We start from the raw sequence: 14,259 nt of genomic DNA, 5'->3' as shown, positions 1-14,259 counted from the left end.
ATCTGGATACGTTAGCTAATATGAAAGAGGGTTCTTTTATGCCTGAACCTGTAATATGGCTGCAATTTAATGTTCAATAGGTAAATCAACATTTGCTGAAATAAACACAGATGAGATGTGTCAGTGCAATAAATGTCCAGTTTTTAGTGAAAATAATCTTTCAACAAGATATTATTGTAGATTAGGAAAAGAAGGCTAAATTTGAAGTTCTATTTATGAAAATAAATTAAAAAAAAAGGGTGATAAAATGGTAGATGAGAATTGTGAAGTACCTAAAAAGAAGAAAATTACTAAGGAAAATAAATTCCATGACTCCAGTAATCCCGAACTCATAGATGAACCTGTAAGCTTCCATTCAGAAAGAATCGATAAAAACGAAGACAAAGATATAGATCCCTTGGCACACAAAAGCGGACCAAGCGACAGTAATAAAGAAGCAGCTCCCAGAACACCAGGAGTAACCAAGAAAAAACATCCCCGAAGTTAAGATTCAAAGATTAAATCAAAGAACTTTGGAACATTCTCAAAATATTGGGCGGTAAATATTAGTTTCAAATTGAATTTGGAACTAGATTAGGGTAATAGTAGTACCGGCATTGCCCTTTAAAGCATCAAAAACATTTTCTATAGATGTTATAATGGCTTTTTTACCTCCATTTTCGAGAAAATTTATTATGGATTCTATTTTTGGTCCCATATTTCCTGATGGGAAATGCCCTTCTTTAAGATATTTATTTGCCATTGAAACTGTCATATGGTCAAGATCTTGTTGGTATGGCTTTCCATAATTAATTGAAACCTTATCAACATCAGTTAAAATAAGAAGTATTTCAGCACCAATCAAAGAAGCTAGAAGGGATGAAGTGTGATCCTTATCTACTACTGCCTCTAATCCCTGTAAATGACCATTTTCATTTTTAATAACAGGAATACCGCCACCACCAGACGCAATTATCAATTCCCCTTTTTCAAATAATGATTTAATTGACGATTCTTCTATAAATCCTATTGGTAGTGGTGAAGGCACAATCCTACGATATCCCTTTCCACTATCTTCAACCATTGACCAACCCCTTTCACGAAGTTTAGATGCTTCTTTAGCAGTATAATAGGGGCCTATAGGTTTTGAAGGAATTTTTAAACGTGGATCATCTTTATGAACAAGAGTTTGGGTGAGAATAGTAACAACAGACTTTTCGATATCCTTGTCTTTTAATGAATTTTTTAATGAAATCTGCAACATGTAACCTATCATTCCCTGTGATTGAGCCACACATACATCTAATGGCATTGGTGGTAAAATTTCCTTTGCAAGATCGTATGACAACAGAATATCACCTACTTGTGGTCCGTTACCATGGGTTAATGCAACATGATAACCTTCCCTTAACAATTCAATGATAATGCTGCTAGTTTGCTTCGTGTTTTTTAGTTGTTCTTCAGCAGTACCTATATCTGTGTGTTTGAGTATTGCATTTCCACCCAATGAAACCAATATGTTTACAGTCATAATTACACCAAATTTTTATATAAAATATAATTTTTTGAAATTAATAATAATATACAAATGTTTAAAATTTATTTTTTTTAGCGTCTTCTAAGTGCACATGTCATGCAGTGGGCTCCTCCATATCCTCCTGTGAGATTTATCAAGTTCAGTGGGTAAGCATCAATATCATGTTGATAAATCTCTTTTTTATGAGGGAAGAACTGACCTTCATTACATAGATATTTATAATCCTTTTTTACCTGCATTAAAAGATTTCCATATATTTCCGGATTATCAGCTGCTTTATCCTTTAAACTATTTATCACATCTTTCACAATACGATCAACTTCAACAGAAACAATAGTACCATTTTTCACACATAGGAAGTTAGATGCATAAGCAAGATACTCTAGGGTAGTAATATCAATGATTTCAAAACCCTTGGACACAATATAATCATGAAGATTTGTTTGCTCTTTTGATTTAACATATTCTCCTTGATTTTCCCTGTAATATATCGCAACTGGGGCATTCTTTAATAATGGTTCACATCCAACAACAACTCCATCGGAAGCAACATTGAAATATGTGTCTAAATGCATATTTATCATCAAATCATTCTTTACAGCTGGTAATAATGGATGTTTTGGTTGTTGAACCACACCAACTTCATTGTAATTTAAACCCTCTTGGAGTATTTGTTCAACACCAGACATATTAGTACGATCTCCAACACCGATTAAGGAAAATTCTTTCATAGGAATAAAGTCTCCGCCTTCAAATGTGCCCGGATCCTTAATTTCACATGCGATAGGCATTTTAAGAGAATTCCATAAAAATTTGGTTAGCTGTGGTTCTCTTCTTCGCTGGGGTTTGGACATTCTTGAAATTACTATTCCTTTATCTGTAACTGCCTGTTGGTCCCTCATAAAATAAAGATTTGTTAGAGGTTCATTTTCAGTTACATGTAGATGTATCATCCTTGTGCCTGTACTTGATTTCAGTTCAACATTAGGATTTAAAAGAACGGTGTTAAAGTAGTAATTTGAATCTAATATTTTCTTATTTTTTTCTACTTCTTCTTTAGCACGATCAACTTCGGTAATGTCTCCTGTATAATGCAGATTTTTAAATGCTAAATTAATGAGTTTTTCATGAATTGGGGTTGATTTATCGGCTTGTTCAATTATAGTTTCCTTTAATGGGATTATATCAATCTTGAATTCATGTTTTAAGGTGTAAATAAGTAGTTCGTGTTCTTTTAATGCATCTTTCATGCTGAAGGATCTTTCATATAGGGATGCAAATGGATCTAAAAGTCCAAAGTACATTTCTATTCCAGGAGAATGCACTGCAACTTTACTTAGATGATCCCATTCGGCGTTTATTTTAGCTTTCATCAAAACTATCCTTTGATTTTTTTAATATAAATAAAAAAACATCCTAATAATATAATTTATTACATCTTAATACATCTTTATTCACCATAAATTATATAGTTGATGTTTAATATAATAAAAATGTGACTTTAGAAATTGATAATAGTTTTTGGAGGTTTTTTTGCAATGATTCCAGAATTAATTAACAAGTTTTATGAAGATAAATTGATTTCAAAGAACCAGTACCAATCACTTTCACCATTAAAAAAAGATTATGATAAAAAATTAGGAAATTTTTTAGTAGATGGTGGATTTATAACACAAAAAGATTTAAAAACCTTTTTCAAAGAAAATAAAGAATTTCTTTTTCAAATTTTTAATAAATGGATGAAAGAAAATAGTAAAATAGCCAATGCCATAATATGGCGTTCGAAAGATTCAAATAACTCTCAAAATGAAGCACACAACTACAATGTCTGGACTGAAGATAAAAAACATGAGCTTTCCAATACATTCTGGAAAACCCTTTTAGATATTTTACCAGATTTAAAAGATGCACCTGAATGTACATTAAATATATCCGACGATGGAACTGTCTTGTCAACAGATCTTAATCCAGATGATGCTTGGATTTATTATATAAATTATGTTGCTCACTCAATTAGAGTTGAAATAGATAGACTTGTACACTGGTCAATTTTAAGATACAATTCTGAGCAGCTAGAATTTTTATTAGACAGTCGTACATTTTTTGAATATTCAGAACCTCGAGATGTATATTCGATATGGAGATGGCATGAATCATTATTCAGCCATGGATCAGCAACTATTGGAGATCCAGTTAGGATATACGATTTTTTAGACAGTGGAAATCTCATCGGAATAACCCGATGGGGAACAATAGGACGTTTTTTAGGATGGATCCGTAATAATTTATACCATTATGATAGTGGAAATACTCCTGAAAACTATAAAAAACACTGGCAATACCAAGGTTATCCACCTGTTGAAAGAATAATTTCTGGAACCACACATCCAAAAAATGGATTTAAACACTTCACAGCTGGATGTTGGGGTACAACAGGGTTTATAAGAATCATTTTAAAAACAATCAACTTTCCAGTTCTATTGGAAGAGCGGTGTGGCCATGCAATGCCACATTTTGTTTATGATAAAACACACGAATTCTACCTATCACATGCTGACGATCCATACAACACTCTGTTTAAACATAACACCCCACAATTAATTCCATTAGAGCTTATTATAGATCGTTATAAATTTGATGAATGGTTTAATAAAGATTTACCGGAGAAAACTATTTGTAATAACGTGGGAAGACGTGCATTGGAACTTGCTGTGGAATATATTCCCAATGAAATCTTAAAAATATATTGTGATGATATATCCAAGGGTAAAACACATGAAGAAGGAAGAATGTACAATGAAATATTTAGAGAGCATATTCCTTTAGTTGACCTTAATGCATTTGGTTTTTGGAATAGATTGGAAAGTAAGATAAAATCACTAGGCGGATGTGAATACATCTTAAAAGAGATATGATAAATTTTCATTGTAAAGAACATTTTCATTAAATAATTTTTTTATGAAATGTTCTCTGTTGTCTTCGGTTATACCAAAATAATAGATTTGATGTTATTATCCCGGTTTGTTCCGGTATTCTATTCATATTTATGTTGTTTCATGGATTTTAGTAGGTATAATTGTTTATTTGTTGAATAAATGCGTATTGTGAGAAAACAGATGATTGTTTAAAAAATACATGTAAATTGGGTGATATCTATGAAAAAGTTATTAGAGAAACTTTCAAATGCTCCAGGAATTTCAGGTTTTGAAGAGGAAATTAGGAAAATTATTTTCAATGAACTTGATGGACTAGTTGATGAGATTAAAATTGATGATATGAGAAATCTTATTGCAGTTAAGAATGGGGATCCAAACGGGAAAAAAATCATGCTGGCTGCTCATATGGATGAGATAGGGCTTATGGTAAGATATATTGATTCTAAGGGATTTGTTAAATTTTCCAAAATAGGAGGAATCAATGATCAAATGCTTTTAAACCAAGATGTTTACATCCAGACATCTGATGGGGATGTAAATGGCGTTATTGGATCGAAACCCCCTCATAAAATGAAAAAAAGTGAAAAAGATAAGGTTGTTAAATACGATAAAATGTTTATTGATATAGGAGCCTCCAACAAAGAGGAAGCTCTTAAAATGGTCCAAATAGGAGATCCAATAATTATCAAACAGAATTTTCAGGATTTAGGAAATTCATTGGTTAAAGGAAAAGCATTAGACAATCGTGCAGGTTGTGCAGTACTTGTTGAGGTTTTAAAACGGGCTAAAAGCAGTGCTACGATTTATGGAGTAGGAACAGTACAAGAAGAAGTGGGATTAAAAGGTGCAAAGACATCAGCATTTAGAATAAATCCAGATATGGCATTTGCATTGGATGTTACTATTGCAGGTGATCATCCTGGAATAAAAAATGAAGAAGCACCATCAAAATTGGGAGAGGGTCCAACAATTGTTTTGGCAGATCAAAGTGGTGATGGTATAATAACCCCTCCAAAAATTAAAGAATTATTGATAACAGTCGCTGAAAAAGAAAATATCCCCTTCCAGCTAGAAGTTAGTGAAGGAGGAACAACAGATGGTACTGCCATACATCTCACACGCCAAGGAATCCCTACAGGTGTAATATCCCCTCCTTCAAGGTACATACATACTCCTGTAAGTGTTGTTAACATGGAAGATATGGAGAATACAGTTAAACTCATAGTAGCAGTTTTGAATGGTATTTAAAAGATATTTGGAGTGATTAAAAATGACTAAATTTGAAGAACTAAATCAAATATACACCAATGCGGAAAATGATTTTAAGGAGTACAGATGGAATTGTCTAAATTTTGTTATACAGTTAGGTAAAGGACTAGCAGAATATTTGGAATGTGATTATGATGAAATACGATACTACAGACCTCCTGATAAAGACAATAAATCTATGGAGGCACATCCACGTGATGCTCTTTTAATTGATATTGATACTTCATGGCATTATGGAATGGGAGTCAACCTCTATGTTGAAGGAAATATTGATAATCCTGCAATGGCCTACATATTTGATTTGGCTCTTAAAAAAGATGATAAAAACTTTGGACTTCGCTTCACCAAAGAAAAAAAAGAATTCACACTTGATCCTAAGGACCCCACTAGTTTCATCCCAGTATATGATCTGATTTACAATTTGATCAAAAATAGATTCGAACAAGAACTTGAAAAATTTTTAACTAATAAATCTAGTGAACATTTCCCCGAGTATGGATAGTTCCATGATTTATAGCAGGATGTAACAAAATTGCAAGATAAAAATAATTCGAACAAAAATACCGATGAAACTATTTTAAATTTAAAAAAGGTAAAAGGAGAACGTCTACTGAGCTTTGAAACAAATAATATTAAGGAAATTAAACAATTAAAATTAAAATTCAAGGCCCTAAATGAAAAAGAGAAAATTAATGAGGTAATATTACAAGCAGATAACATAACTTTTGTAAAACATAACAATGAACTTGAAAATGTATTTACAGCTGTGGATGTTAAAAAAATTGTAGGTAAAAGATTCCTAGAATATGAGGACTGGCATGCAGAAATTTTAACCGATACAGGTAATTTAATAGCACCACAATACAATTTAACCTTGACTTTTGAGGAAGGATATGTAATGGAAATAGAAAATTATCGATGATCTCCATACATATAAATTCACTTAGATCAATTTAAAGCCAAATTCAGGATTTATTGGCTTGTTAAATTTATTAAAATATTACCATTTTGGATTTCTTGGAATTCTGGAATTTTCATTTTCAGTTCGTTCCATTTATTCTGGTTTCGTATACATCCTGGATCTGGAGCCTTTACATCACCAAAGTAGGTGTATGCTCGTGCCCTACATCCACCACAGATATTTTTTGATTCACAACTTCCACAATGGTCATCTAATAAATTTTTATTTCGCAGGGTCTTTAAAAGAGGATTATTCTTCCAGACCTCTTCAAAATTATCTTCCAGTAAATTTCCAAGTTTCAACTCTTCATCATGTGGGAAAAATACACATGGATAAATATCTCCATTAGGTTCTATGCTCATGTAAAATCTTCCAGCTCCACAACCACCAACAAAATCTGCTAGTTGCATTACTTGAGGGTTATCATACTCGGGATTATAGAAATGGGTGGGTATTAAAGAAGATTTTGATTGTAAAGATTCTGCAACTGGAGCAAATTGTGGGGCAGTTGAAAGTACCTGCATATCTCCAATCATATTTTCATCATATGCTGTTTCTAACAAATTAAGTCTGTTTTGTGGTGATATATCCATTTCACTAATATCACTTCCACTTCCAGTTGGTATAAAGTTGTATAACATTAACCAATGCACACCTAGGTCCTTAACATAATTTATTATTTTTGGAATTTCTTCAATGTTATGAGTTGTTACAGTTGTTGCAACTTCAACAAAGAAATCTCTCTCCACACAATTTTCTATGGCTTGAATTGCTTTTTCCCAGGATCCTTCAACACCCCTGAATGAATCATGTGTCTCTGGATTGAGGCCATCAATACTTATTTGAACAAATTCTAGACCTGCATCAGCAAATTTATTACAAACATATTCCTTTGAAAGCCTATAACCATTAGTAGCAATTGCAGGATACATTCCTAGTTCATTTGCATTTTTAATATATGTTGTTATATGTGGATTTATGGTGGGTTCTCCTCCTGAAAATGCAACAGATGTTACACCCGCTTTGGAATTAATTTCAAGACCCTGATTTATCTCATCACGATTAAGTTCATCTACATCTTTTCTTCCAGCATTTTCATAGCAATGAACACATTTCATGTTACAAGCACGAGTTATATTCCAAACCACTTGAAATGGAGCACCGGGTACGAATGGTTTTTGCACACCAAATTTACCTATTCCCTTTACAACACTGCTTAATCCTCGAACCCAATGGGGATCTTTCATAACTTCGTTTAATTCATCTTCATTTACTCCAAAGCTTGTCATACCTTTTTTTATAAGTACTGAAAGTATCTTAGATAATATTGTACATCTAATACATGCATTCTCCCTATTATTGAATAATAAATCTAATCCAACTTCCAGTCTATCTGCTTTATCTTTCTCACAATAATCAAACGTTCTATTTATTATAAATTTAGATAAAGGATTATTAGTAACTCCCTTAAATGATTTAATCATATCTCCAACATCTAAATTATCAATACCAGTCTCGTTTTTTGTTACTTGACTTTCCATTGTAATACCTCTTCACAGATCTTATTTACTAAAAATTTTAATAAAAAAAACAAACTAAAAAATATATCATTCTAATACATCTTATTACATGTTAGTACACTATAATAAATAAATTTTTGGGATTAATTACTAAACAAAAGATTTGTATTAATCATATTTTCTAAAAATTTACATCTTTAATTTAAAACTCTTGAAAAATTATTACTACTTTTTTCAATATCCCTATATTTAAAACAAGTAATTTTTAATGGGACAAACCTTTAAATCATAAAAAGATAGAAATTGTTTCTATGCATCTTAATGGAAACAATCAAATATTGTTTTTACTGTTTGTAGGTGTTTTTATGGGCTCACTGGATATTGGGATTGTCGGGCCAGCACTGCCTTCAATTCAAACATATTTTCTTGTAAATGAAAGAGTTTTATCGTGGGTCTTCACAATATATATCCTATTTTTTATGATAGGCACGCCATTAATGGCTAAACTATCAGATATCTACGGACGTAAATCAATATATATTTTAGATATCTTCCTTTTTGCTTTGGGTTCATTAATCACAATAACATCTTTTTCATATGATATGCTACTATTAGGAAGGGCTATTCAGGGTATTGGTGCTGGGGGAATATTTCCAGTTGCAAATGCATTTATTGGGGACATTTTTCCTCCTGACAAACGTGGTGGGGCACTTGGAATATTGAGTTCCGTTTGGGGTCTTTCCAGTGTACTGGGTCCAATACTGGGAGGTCTTCTACTTAATTATAGTTGGCAATTACTTTTTATAATAAATTTACCCATAGCAGGAATGGTTTTAATTGGAAGCTTGTATATACTGCCTAAATCTCAAAAAAATGGTAAAATAAGATTTGATTGGGCGGGACTTACAGTATTGGGGTTTATGGTGATTGCTTTAGCTTATGGTTTAAATCAAATAGAGACCAACAATTTTATTTCAAGTGTTTCATCATTAAATGTCTGGCCGTACATTGTTCTTAGCGGTATATTGCTTCCAATATTATGGTTTGTTGAGAAAAGAGCCAAAGATCCATTGATACAAGTTAATCTTTTCAAAAGTCTTGAAGTTAAACTTGTAAGCAGTATTTCAATTGGAACAGGCTTGGTTCAAGCATCTACTGTATTTGTTCCTGCATTTGTAATTGCTGCGCTATCATTTAGTACAACTACTGCAAGTTTAATGTTAATGCCAATAGTCTTGACCATGGCATTGGGGGCTCCTGTAATTGGAAAGCTTCTAGATAAATTTGGTTCAAGAAATATAATGGTTACAGGGGCATTTTGTATAGTGATAGGATTGTTTATAATGGGATTCTTTTCTAAATCTTTTTATTTATTTATATTTGCGGGTATTCTGGTCGGTGTGGGTATGAGCACAGCCATAGGATCTCCACCACGTTATATTATGCTGATAGAAAGTCCACCAAAAGAAAGAGCATCTGGCCAAGCCCTAATTAACATCATTACAAGCTTTGGCCAGCTTATGGGTGGTGCTCTTATAGGGGCAGTTATTGGATCTTATGCTGGAGCAGTTAATGGTTATCAACTTGCTTATATTGCAATTGGATTTGTAGCAATATTAATGACAATACTTGCATTGGGACTTAAGAGTAAAAAACAGCAGCTTAAAACCATGATTGGATAGTTGAATATCAATTATCTATCTAAATATTAGAAATTTTAATTTAGAACAAGTATATAGAATATTTATCAATTTTATTAAATGCATAGAATATAATATGTATTTTTTTATATCCAAATCAACGTAATAATCTTAGACAAAAATTATCAATAACAATCTAGATTTTAAACATCTCAGATTTCCAACCTTTAAAACCATCTTTAATATTGTAAACATGTGTAAATCCTAATTTTTTTAGTATTTCACATACATTAATACTTCTGCGTCCGGATTTACAGTAAATAAGATAATATTTTTCTTTGTCTAACTTTTTGATCTGTTCATTGAAATCTGGATCAGTATAATCCAGATTAATTGCACCTTCAATATGATCATCAGAAAATTCCCATGGAGTTCTAACATCCAAAATTATAAGGTTTTGATCATTTTGATGTTTTTTAATTAATTTAAGGGCATCTAATGGTGATATTGTTTTAAATATTTGATATTTTTTATTTTCTGACATTATTTAACTCCATTTAATATATTTATGATTATTTACAATCTTAAAATTATTGGTCAAGCAGATCCTTATTGTCAAATTATTATTCATTTCATTCGAAAATTATAATTAAACTGCAACACATAATATAATCGAGGTAATTTTATGCTTTCGAAAATACCAATAGATTTAGGAAGAATAAAACAAGAAGATTTAGACAAGGAAATACTTCGAGCAGCCATAATTGGTGAACTTGATGCAATAAATCTTTATGAAGAATTTGCAAACATGACAGATAATGAGGATTTAAAGGCAGTTCTACAAGATATTGCTGAAGAAGAAAAAACTCATGTAGGCGAATTTCAAACCATGCTCTTAAGAATAGATAAAGAACAAGCTGTCGAGTTAGAAAAGGGAAAAAAAGAAGTTGAAGAACTGACTGGTAAAAAATAACTAAATTTCCTTATTATTTTTCAATTTTTAAATATTAATTCGATAGAATAACTTTTAGGGATAATAATTTGATTGTTGGTTTTAATTAATGTGAATTTTTAAAAAAAAATTTAATCTACTTTTTAATAAAATATCCTTTTTATAATCACAAAAATAGTTATTAATATGAAATTCTCATAAAATAAGAAATTTATTATCTACTTTTATGAAAAACTGATTATATACGTTTATATGGAATAAAATCCATCCATCCGCTACAGAATTCATCTTTTAGCTAAACAGAAATGCAATTTGAATTACTAAAACTCATCTATTCAAAAAAAACCTAACTCATTGAATGATAGGTTTAAGCCATTTAAAAAAATGTAGGTCTAAAATTTATCCTTCTCAAAATGTAAGAAAAATTATTAATCGATTAAAAAACTCCCATTACTTTAAATAAATTTATATATTTAAGTTGACAAATAATATAGTGTGATTGGGTTAGTACACTACTAAATCCATGAGTATACCTTATTTAATTAAACAATTGAAGCTTAGTAATTGGGGTCTATGTATTTTTGAATAATATTAAATAAAAATAATTTGGGATATTGGGGAGTGTTCATTAATGATATTTAGAAAATCCACTGAAAATGAACTGAATTCGAAAGAAATCTTAAACCAAGTAAATAGATGTAAACCAGAAGAATTAGAAAACCTTTTAAACCAAATTGAAACAAAAATAGAGGAATCTCAATACGAAGATAGAGATCTTCTATTTGCTAAAACAATGACTACTAGCAGATTAGCTTCTATGAGGAGTAATGATCAAGCATTTATTTGATAAATATTTGATTAAATTCTATAAAGTTATATTCTAAGGAATTCCCATATAAAATAATTCTTTTAAAAACTATTATAACAATATAGTTTGATGATATATAGGTAGATTTTAACAAGAAAAATTATGAGACTACCTCTAATTAGAAAAAAATAAATTCTTTATGATTAACTTATCTTCTTTTGTTCTGCAAGATAATTTGCAAAGTTTAAAGCTCTAATATATCCTGCTATTGATTGGGATCGTGATGTGTCAATGTATATTTCATCCATTCCAAAGGTTACTGCACCAAAACTTTTAACTCCACATATCAGTGCCAATGTTCTAAATATTTGATTTCCACAGTTACCATCCGATGTAATACAAAATTTGGATTTTTTATTGTTTCATCTACAAACTTAGTAAATCTAATATATTTTGTAAAATAGAATTTCTAAATAAAATTATCCATTAATTTGGTTGAAAGTTGATTGTAAGATTTTTAAAATTGTCGAAGAAGGAATGCCTTTCAATTTACATAGATTTGAGGATCACAAGATGTTCAATAAGCATTCCTCTAAATATACTACAAAATTTAGGATTAATCACTTGAAAATGGTGTTGTATATTCTGCAGATATTATTGACAAAAAGAATATGAAATGAGGGTTATTTTTAGTTTTTGGCATATTTAATCAAAGTTTTTTATATTTAATACCATAAATTCTATTAAAAATTGAAGAAAAGAAATTATCAGAAAAGTTTAATATTATACAATCTAAAAATACCCATACTATTGATAAAAATGAATTATCGTGTATTTTTCATGATAATCTTCTAGAATATTTAATAAAGCTATTGATTATATGAAACTTAACAGATTGTGCTTAAAATAGTTAAAACTAGTAATGATAATGGAGAATTAATATGGGTGACCAAGGTTTATTGGATAAGCTGGATGAAGAAACTAAGGATAATATTGCTAAAGCATTATGGATGCTAGAATTCAATAATGAAGAGATTTCTGATGAACTTTTCAAAGGATTTGAATCTGAAAAAAATAGCAATGAGAATTTTGGAGTTAGAATGCAGTATCTTTTAAGGGAAAAGATAAATAATCCTGATTCATTCACACCAAATTACAAAAATGTCTATGAGACTTTAATTAAACATTCTTCATCCCTTTCACCACATCAGGCATATGCCATGACCTTTTTTCTTGGAATGGACAGTTCTAAAGGTTATAAAGCCATACCGGGGAAGGCAGATTTTAAACTTCCACAAGATGATGCTCCACAATGGGATTATCAACTAGGATGGCATTTTATTGTTGGAAGTTGTATGGGGGATAATGGAAAAGAATATGGTGTACAATTCATGTTCTGGCAATATGCACTTCTACCACCAGAAATAGCTAAACATTTTGGGCTTTCTGACATTGAAAATCAGATTATTGAATTACATCTAGCTGTAAGTGAAGCTGGCGGAGAACATTACCGTTCCAAACCCATATTAATTGCAGGTACAACTGGACTTGTGGATTTCAAAAACAATCCCTTTGATTATACTTTTGGAAAGAATAAAATAAGATCTTTAAGTGAAGACCGTACTTTTCCTATGCAAATTAAAGGGTGGGGTGTGGATTTAGATCCAGATTCACCATCAGAAATTGAGGTGGATATCACACTCACACAAACTAAGGAATATTTACTTCAGGGCAAAGATGGATGCGATCCATGCTGTGGTGGAGTTGGAACATTATACTATTCCGTACCAAATCTTAGAGTTGATCCAGATAAAAGTACGCTAAGAATCAATGAAGAAGAAATTGCGTTGAAAAGTGGTAAATTCTGGTACGACCATCAATGGTGTAATGGAATGATTCCTGCAGGTAATCCTCGAGTAAAAGTTTTGAGAGCTGCTAATAATATGAATGAAAAGGCTGCAGGTGGATGGGACTGGTTTATGGCTCAATTTAAAGGTAATAGGGAGTTGACAATGGCATCTGTACATTCACATGATATGCTACAATTTCTTAATCAAACAGGACCTAATCCTCCAAAAATAATGGAAGCTGAAGTTTCAGGAAAATATATAGATGAAAATAACAACTCTAAAAAGATTAAAGGGCAAATAAAAATAACTGAATGGATTAGAAGTGTGAAATCACAAGATCCAGATTTATATCCTCCAACAAACACATGGTACCCTCAAAAATGGGAATTTAACTTTGGTGAGGATATCCCCGAAGAAATTCGAAATTTTGTTATGATTCCAATTGTAAGTGGAGGCCAATCAGGATTTTTTGGAAATGGATTGCATTATTCTGAAGGTGCTGTATACTTAAAGGACAATGAAGGAAATTCACTTGGCAGAGGTTTTGCAGAATCAACAGGCTATGCTGACCCAATACTAAACAGACTTAAATTAGCAGGACTTCCAGCAACAGAAGAAATGCGTGATAAATTGGAAATACCCCAACCATCAACGTTTTTAAAATTAATTAGTACGTTATATATTTTATGGCCTTCAAACAAGTCCAAATTAAAAAAATTACTTACAAATTGTGTTGATGCGTTATAAAACAAGCTTTACATAACATGTTAAAGGATAATACTGATAATTCAGAAGTTATAACATCAG

At 31.1% G+C, this 14,259-nt stretch carries 15 protein-coding genes; 10 read left to right on the top strand and 5 right to left on the bottom strand.

The genetic code is table 11. The features are described 5' to 3' along the window. Positions 1–76: 76 nt before the first annotated feature. On the top strand, positions 77–199 hold the full coding sequence (locus K8N75_RS14315; protein WP_223792533.1) for a DUF2769 domain-containing protein: 123 nt from the start codon (positions 77–79) through the stop codon (positions 197–199). 48 nt (positions 200–247) lie between these two features. After that, the gene (locus tag K8N75_RS12605; RefSeq protein ID WP_048190798.1) at positions 248–487 is read left to right on the top strand and encodes a hypothetical protein; all 240 of its coding nucleotides are present in this window, start codon (positions 248–250) and stop codon (positions 485–487) included. Between the two features lie 81 nt (positions 488–568). On the opposite strand, the gene arcC is transcribed toward K8N75_RS12605, so the two are convergent. Next, positions 569–1,510, bottom strand: coding sequence for a carbamate kinase (gene arcC, locus K8N75_RS12600; protein ID WP_223792410.1), 942 nt, complete (start codon positions 1,508–1,510; stop codon positions 569–571). A gap of 77 nt (positions 1,511–1,587) precedes the next feature. Beyond that, complete coding sequence (locus K8N75_RS12595; protein ID WP_223792409.1) at positions 1,588–2,889, bottom strand: arginine deiminase family protein; 1,302 nt, start codon at positions 2,887–2,889, stop codon at positions 1,588–1,590. Positions 2,890–3,054: 165 nt separating this feature from the next. On the opposite strand from K8N75_RS12595, the gene K8N75_RS12590 reads away from it, so the two are divergent. The 4 genes from K8N75_RS12590 (at position 3,055) to K8N75_RS12575 (ending at position 6,643) form a co-directional block, all read left to right on the top strand. Next, the gene (locus tag K8N75_RS12590; RefSeq protein WP_223792408.1) at positions 3,055–4,431 is read left to right on the top strand and encodes a hypothetical protein; all 1,377 of its coding nucleotides are present in this window, start codon (positions 3,055–3,057) and stop codon (positions 4,429–4,431) included. A 240-nt stretch (positions 4,432–4,671) separates the two neighbouring features. After that, entirely contained in the window at positions 4,672–5,700 is a 1,029-nt protein-coding gene (locus tag K8N75_RS12585; protein ID WP_223792407.1) for a M42 family metallopeptidase, read from the top strand. Positions 5,701–5,722: 22 nt separating this feature from the next. Next, a complete protein-coding gene (locus tag K8N75_RS12580) occupies positions 5,723–6,223 on the top strand; it encodes a hypothetical protein (RefSeq protein ID WP_223792406.1) in 501 nt (166 codons plus the stop codon). Positions 6,224–6,253: 30 nt separating this feature from the next. Beyond that, the gene (locus K8N75_RS12575; protein WP_223792405.1) at positions 6,254–6,643 is read left to right on the top strand and encodes a hypothetical protein; all 390 of its coding nucleotides are present in this window, start codon (positions 6,254–6,256) and stop codon (positions 6,641–6,643) included. Between the two features lie 50 nt (positions 6,644–6,693). Here K8N75_RS12575 and K8N75_RS12570 read toward each other — a convergent pair whose 3' ends face one another. Further along, positions 6,694–8,223 (bottom strand): radical SAM/SPASM domain-containing protein, encoded by a 1,530-nt coding sequence (locus tag K8N75_RS12570; protein WP_223792404.1) that lies wholly within the window; start codon positions 8,221–8,223, stop codon positions 6,694–6,696. A 290-nt stretch (positions 8,224–8,513) separates the two neighbouring features. Between K8N75_RS12570 and K8N75_RS12565 the strand changes: the two genes are divergently transcribed. After that, a complete protein-coding gene (locus K8N75_RS12565) occupies positions 8,514–9,884 on the top strand; it encodes an MFS transporter (protein WP_223792403.1) in 1,371 nt (456 codons plus the stop codon). Positions 9,885–10,038: 154 nt separating this feature from the next. Here K8N75_RS12565 and K8N75_RS12560 read toward each other — a convergent pair whose 3' ends face one another. After that, entirely contained in the window at positions 10,039–10,386 is a 348-nt protein-coding gene (locus K8N75_RS12560; RefSeq protein WP_223792402.1) for a rhodanese-like domain-containing protein, read from the bottom strand. A gap of 141 nt (positions 10,387–10,527) precedes the next feature. On the opposite strand from K8N75_RS12560, the gene K8N75_RS12555 reads away from it, so the two are divergent. Both K8N75_RS12555 and K8N75_RS12550 read left to right on the top strand, forming a co-directional pair. Further along, on the top strand, positions 10,528–10,815 hold the full coding sequence (locus K8N75_RS12555) for a demethoxyubiquinone hydroxylase family protein (protein ID WP_223792401.1): 288 nt from the start codon (positions 10,528–10,530) through the stop codon (positions 10,813–10,815). Positions 10,816–11,425: 610 nt separating this feature from the next. Then, a complete protein-coding gene (locus K8N75_RS12550) occupies positions 11,426–11,641 on the top strand; it encodes a hypothetical protein (RefSeq protein WP_223792400.1) in 216 nt (71 codons plus the stop codon). A gap of 164 nt (positions 11,642–11,805) precedes the next feature. Here the strand turns inward: K8N75_RS12550 and K8N75_RS12545 are convergent, their stop codons facing one another. After that, positions 11,806–11,958, bottom strand: coding sequence for a hypothetical protein (locus K8N75_RS12545; protein ID WP_223792399.1), 153 nt, complete (start codon positions 11,956–11,958; stop codon positions 11,806–11,808). 585 nt (positions 11,959–12,543) lie between these two features. Between K8N75_RS12545 and K8N75_RS12540 the strand changes: the two genes are divergently transcribed. Continuing rightward, the gene (locus K8N75_RS12540) at positions 12,544–14,199 is read left to right on the top strand and encodes a carotenoid 1,2-hydratase (protein ID WP_223792398.1); all 1,656 of its coding nucleotides are present in this window, start codon (positions 12,544–12,546) and stop codon (positions 14,197–14,199) included. The last annotated feature ends 60 nt before the right edge of the window (positions 14,200–14,259 follow it).

This window comes from Methanobacterium spitsbergense, assembly GCF_019931065.1.
Taxonomy (GTDB): domain Archaea; phylum Methanobacteriota; class Methanobacteria; order Methanobacteriales; family Methanobacteriaceae; genus Methanobacterium_B; species Methanobacterium_B spitsbergense.
The sequence above is the reverse complement of the archived record's forward strand: the minus strand, read 5'-3'. Positions and strand labels throughout refer to the sequence as shown.

Coding starts and splice junctions, on each gene's coding strand:
- K8N75_RS12595 (WP_223792409.1), bottom strand. CDS start 2,889: ATGAAAGCTAAAATAAACGCCGAATGGGATCATCTAAGTAAAGTTGCA.
- K8N75_RS12570 (WP_223792404.1), bottom strand. CDS start 8,223: ATGGAAAGTCAAGTAACAAAAAACGAGACTGGTATTGATAATTTAGAT.
- K8N75_RS12550 (WP_223792400.1), top strand. CDS start 11,426: ATGATATTTAGAAAATCCACTGAAAATGAACTGAATTCGAAAGAAATC.
- K8N75_RS12585 (WP_223792407.1), top strand. CDS start 4,672: ATGAAAAAGTTATTAGAGAAACTTTCAAATGCTCCAGGAATTTCAGGT.
- K8N75_RS12580 (WP_223792406.1), top strand. CDS start 5,723: ATGACTAAATTTGAAGAACTAAATCAAATATACACCAATGCGGAAAAT.
- K8N75_RS12555 (WP_223792401.1), top strand. CDS start 10,528: ATGCTTTCGAAAATACCAATAGATTTAGGAAGAATAAAACAAGAAGAT.
- K8N75_RS12590 (WP_223792408.1), top strand. CDS start 3,055: ATGATTCCAGAATTAATTAACAAGTTTTATGAAGATAAATTGATTTCA.
- arcC (WP_223792410.1), bottom strand. CDS start 1,510: ATGACTGTAAACATATTGGTTTCATTGGGTGGAAATGCAATACTCAAA.
- K8N75_RS12540 (WP_223792398.1), top strand. CDS start 12,544: ATGGGTGACCAAGGTTTATTGGATAAGCTGGATGAAGAAACTAAGGAT.
- K8N75_RS12605 (WP_048190798.1), top strand. CDS start 248: ATGGTAGATGAGAATTGTGAAGTACCTAAAAAGAAGAAAATTACTAAG.
- K8N75_RS12565 (WP_223792403.1), top strand. CDS start 8,514: ATGCATCTTAATGGAAACAATCAAATATTGTTTTTACTGTTTGTAGGT.
- K8N75_RS12560 (WP_223792402.1), bottom strand. CDS start 10,386: ATGTCAGAAAATAAAAAATATCAAATATTTAAAACAATATCACCATTA.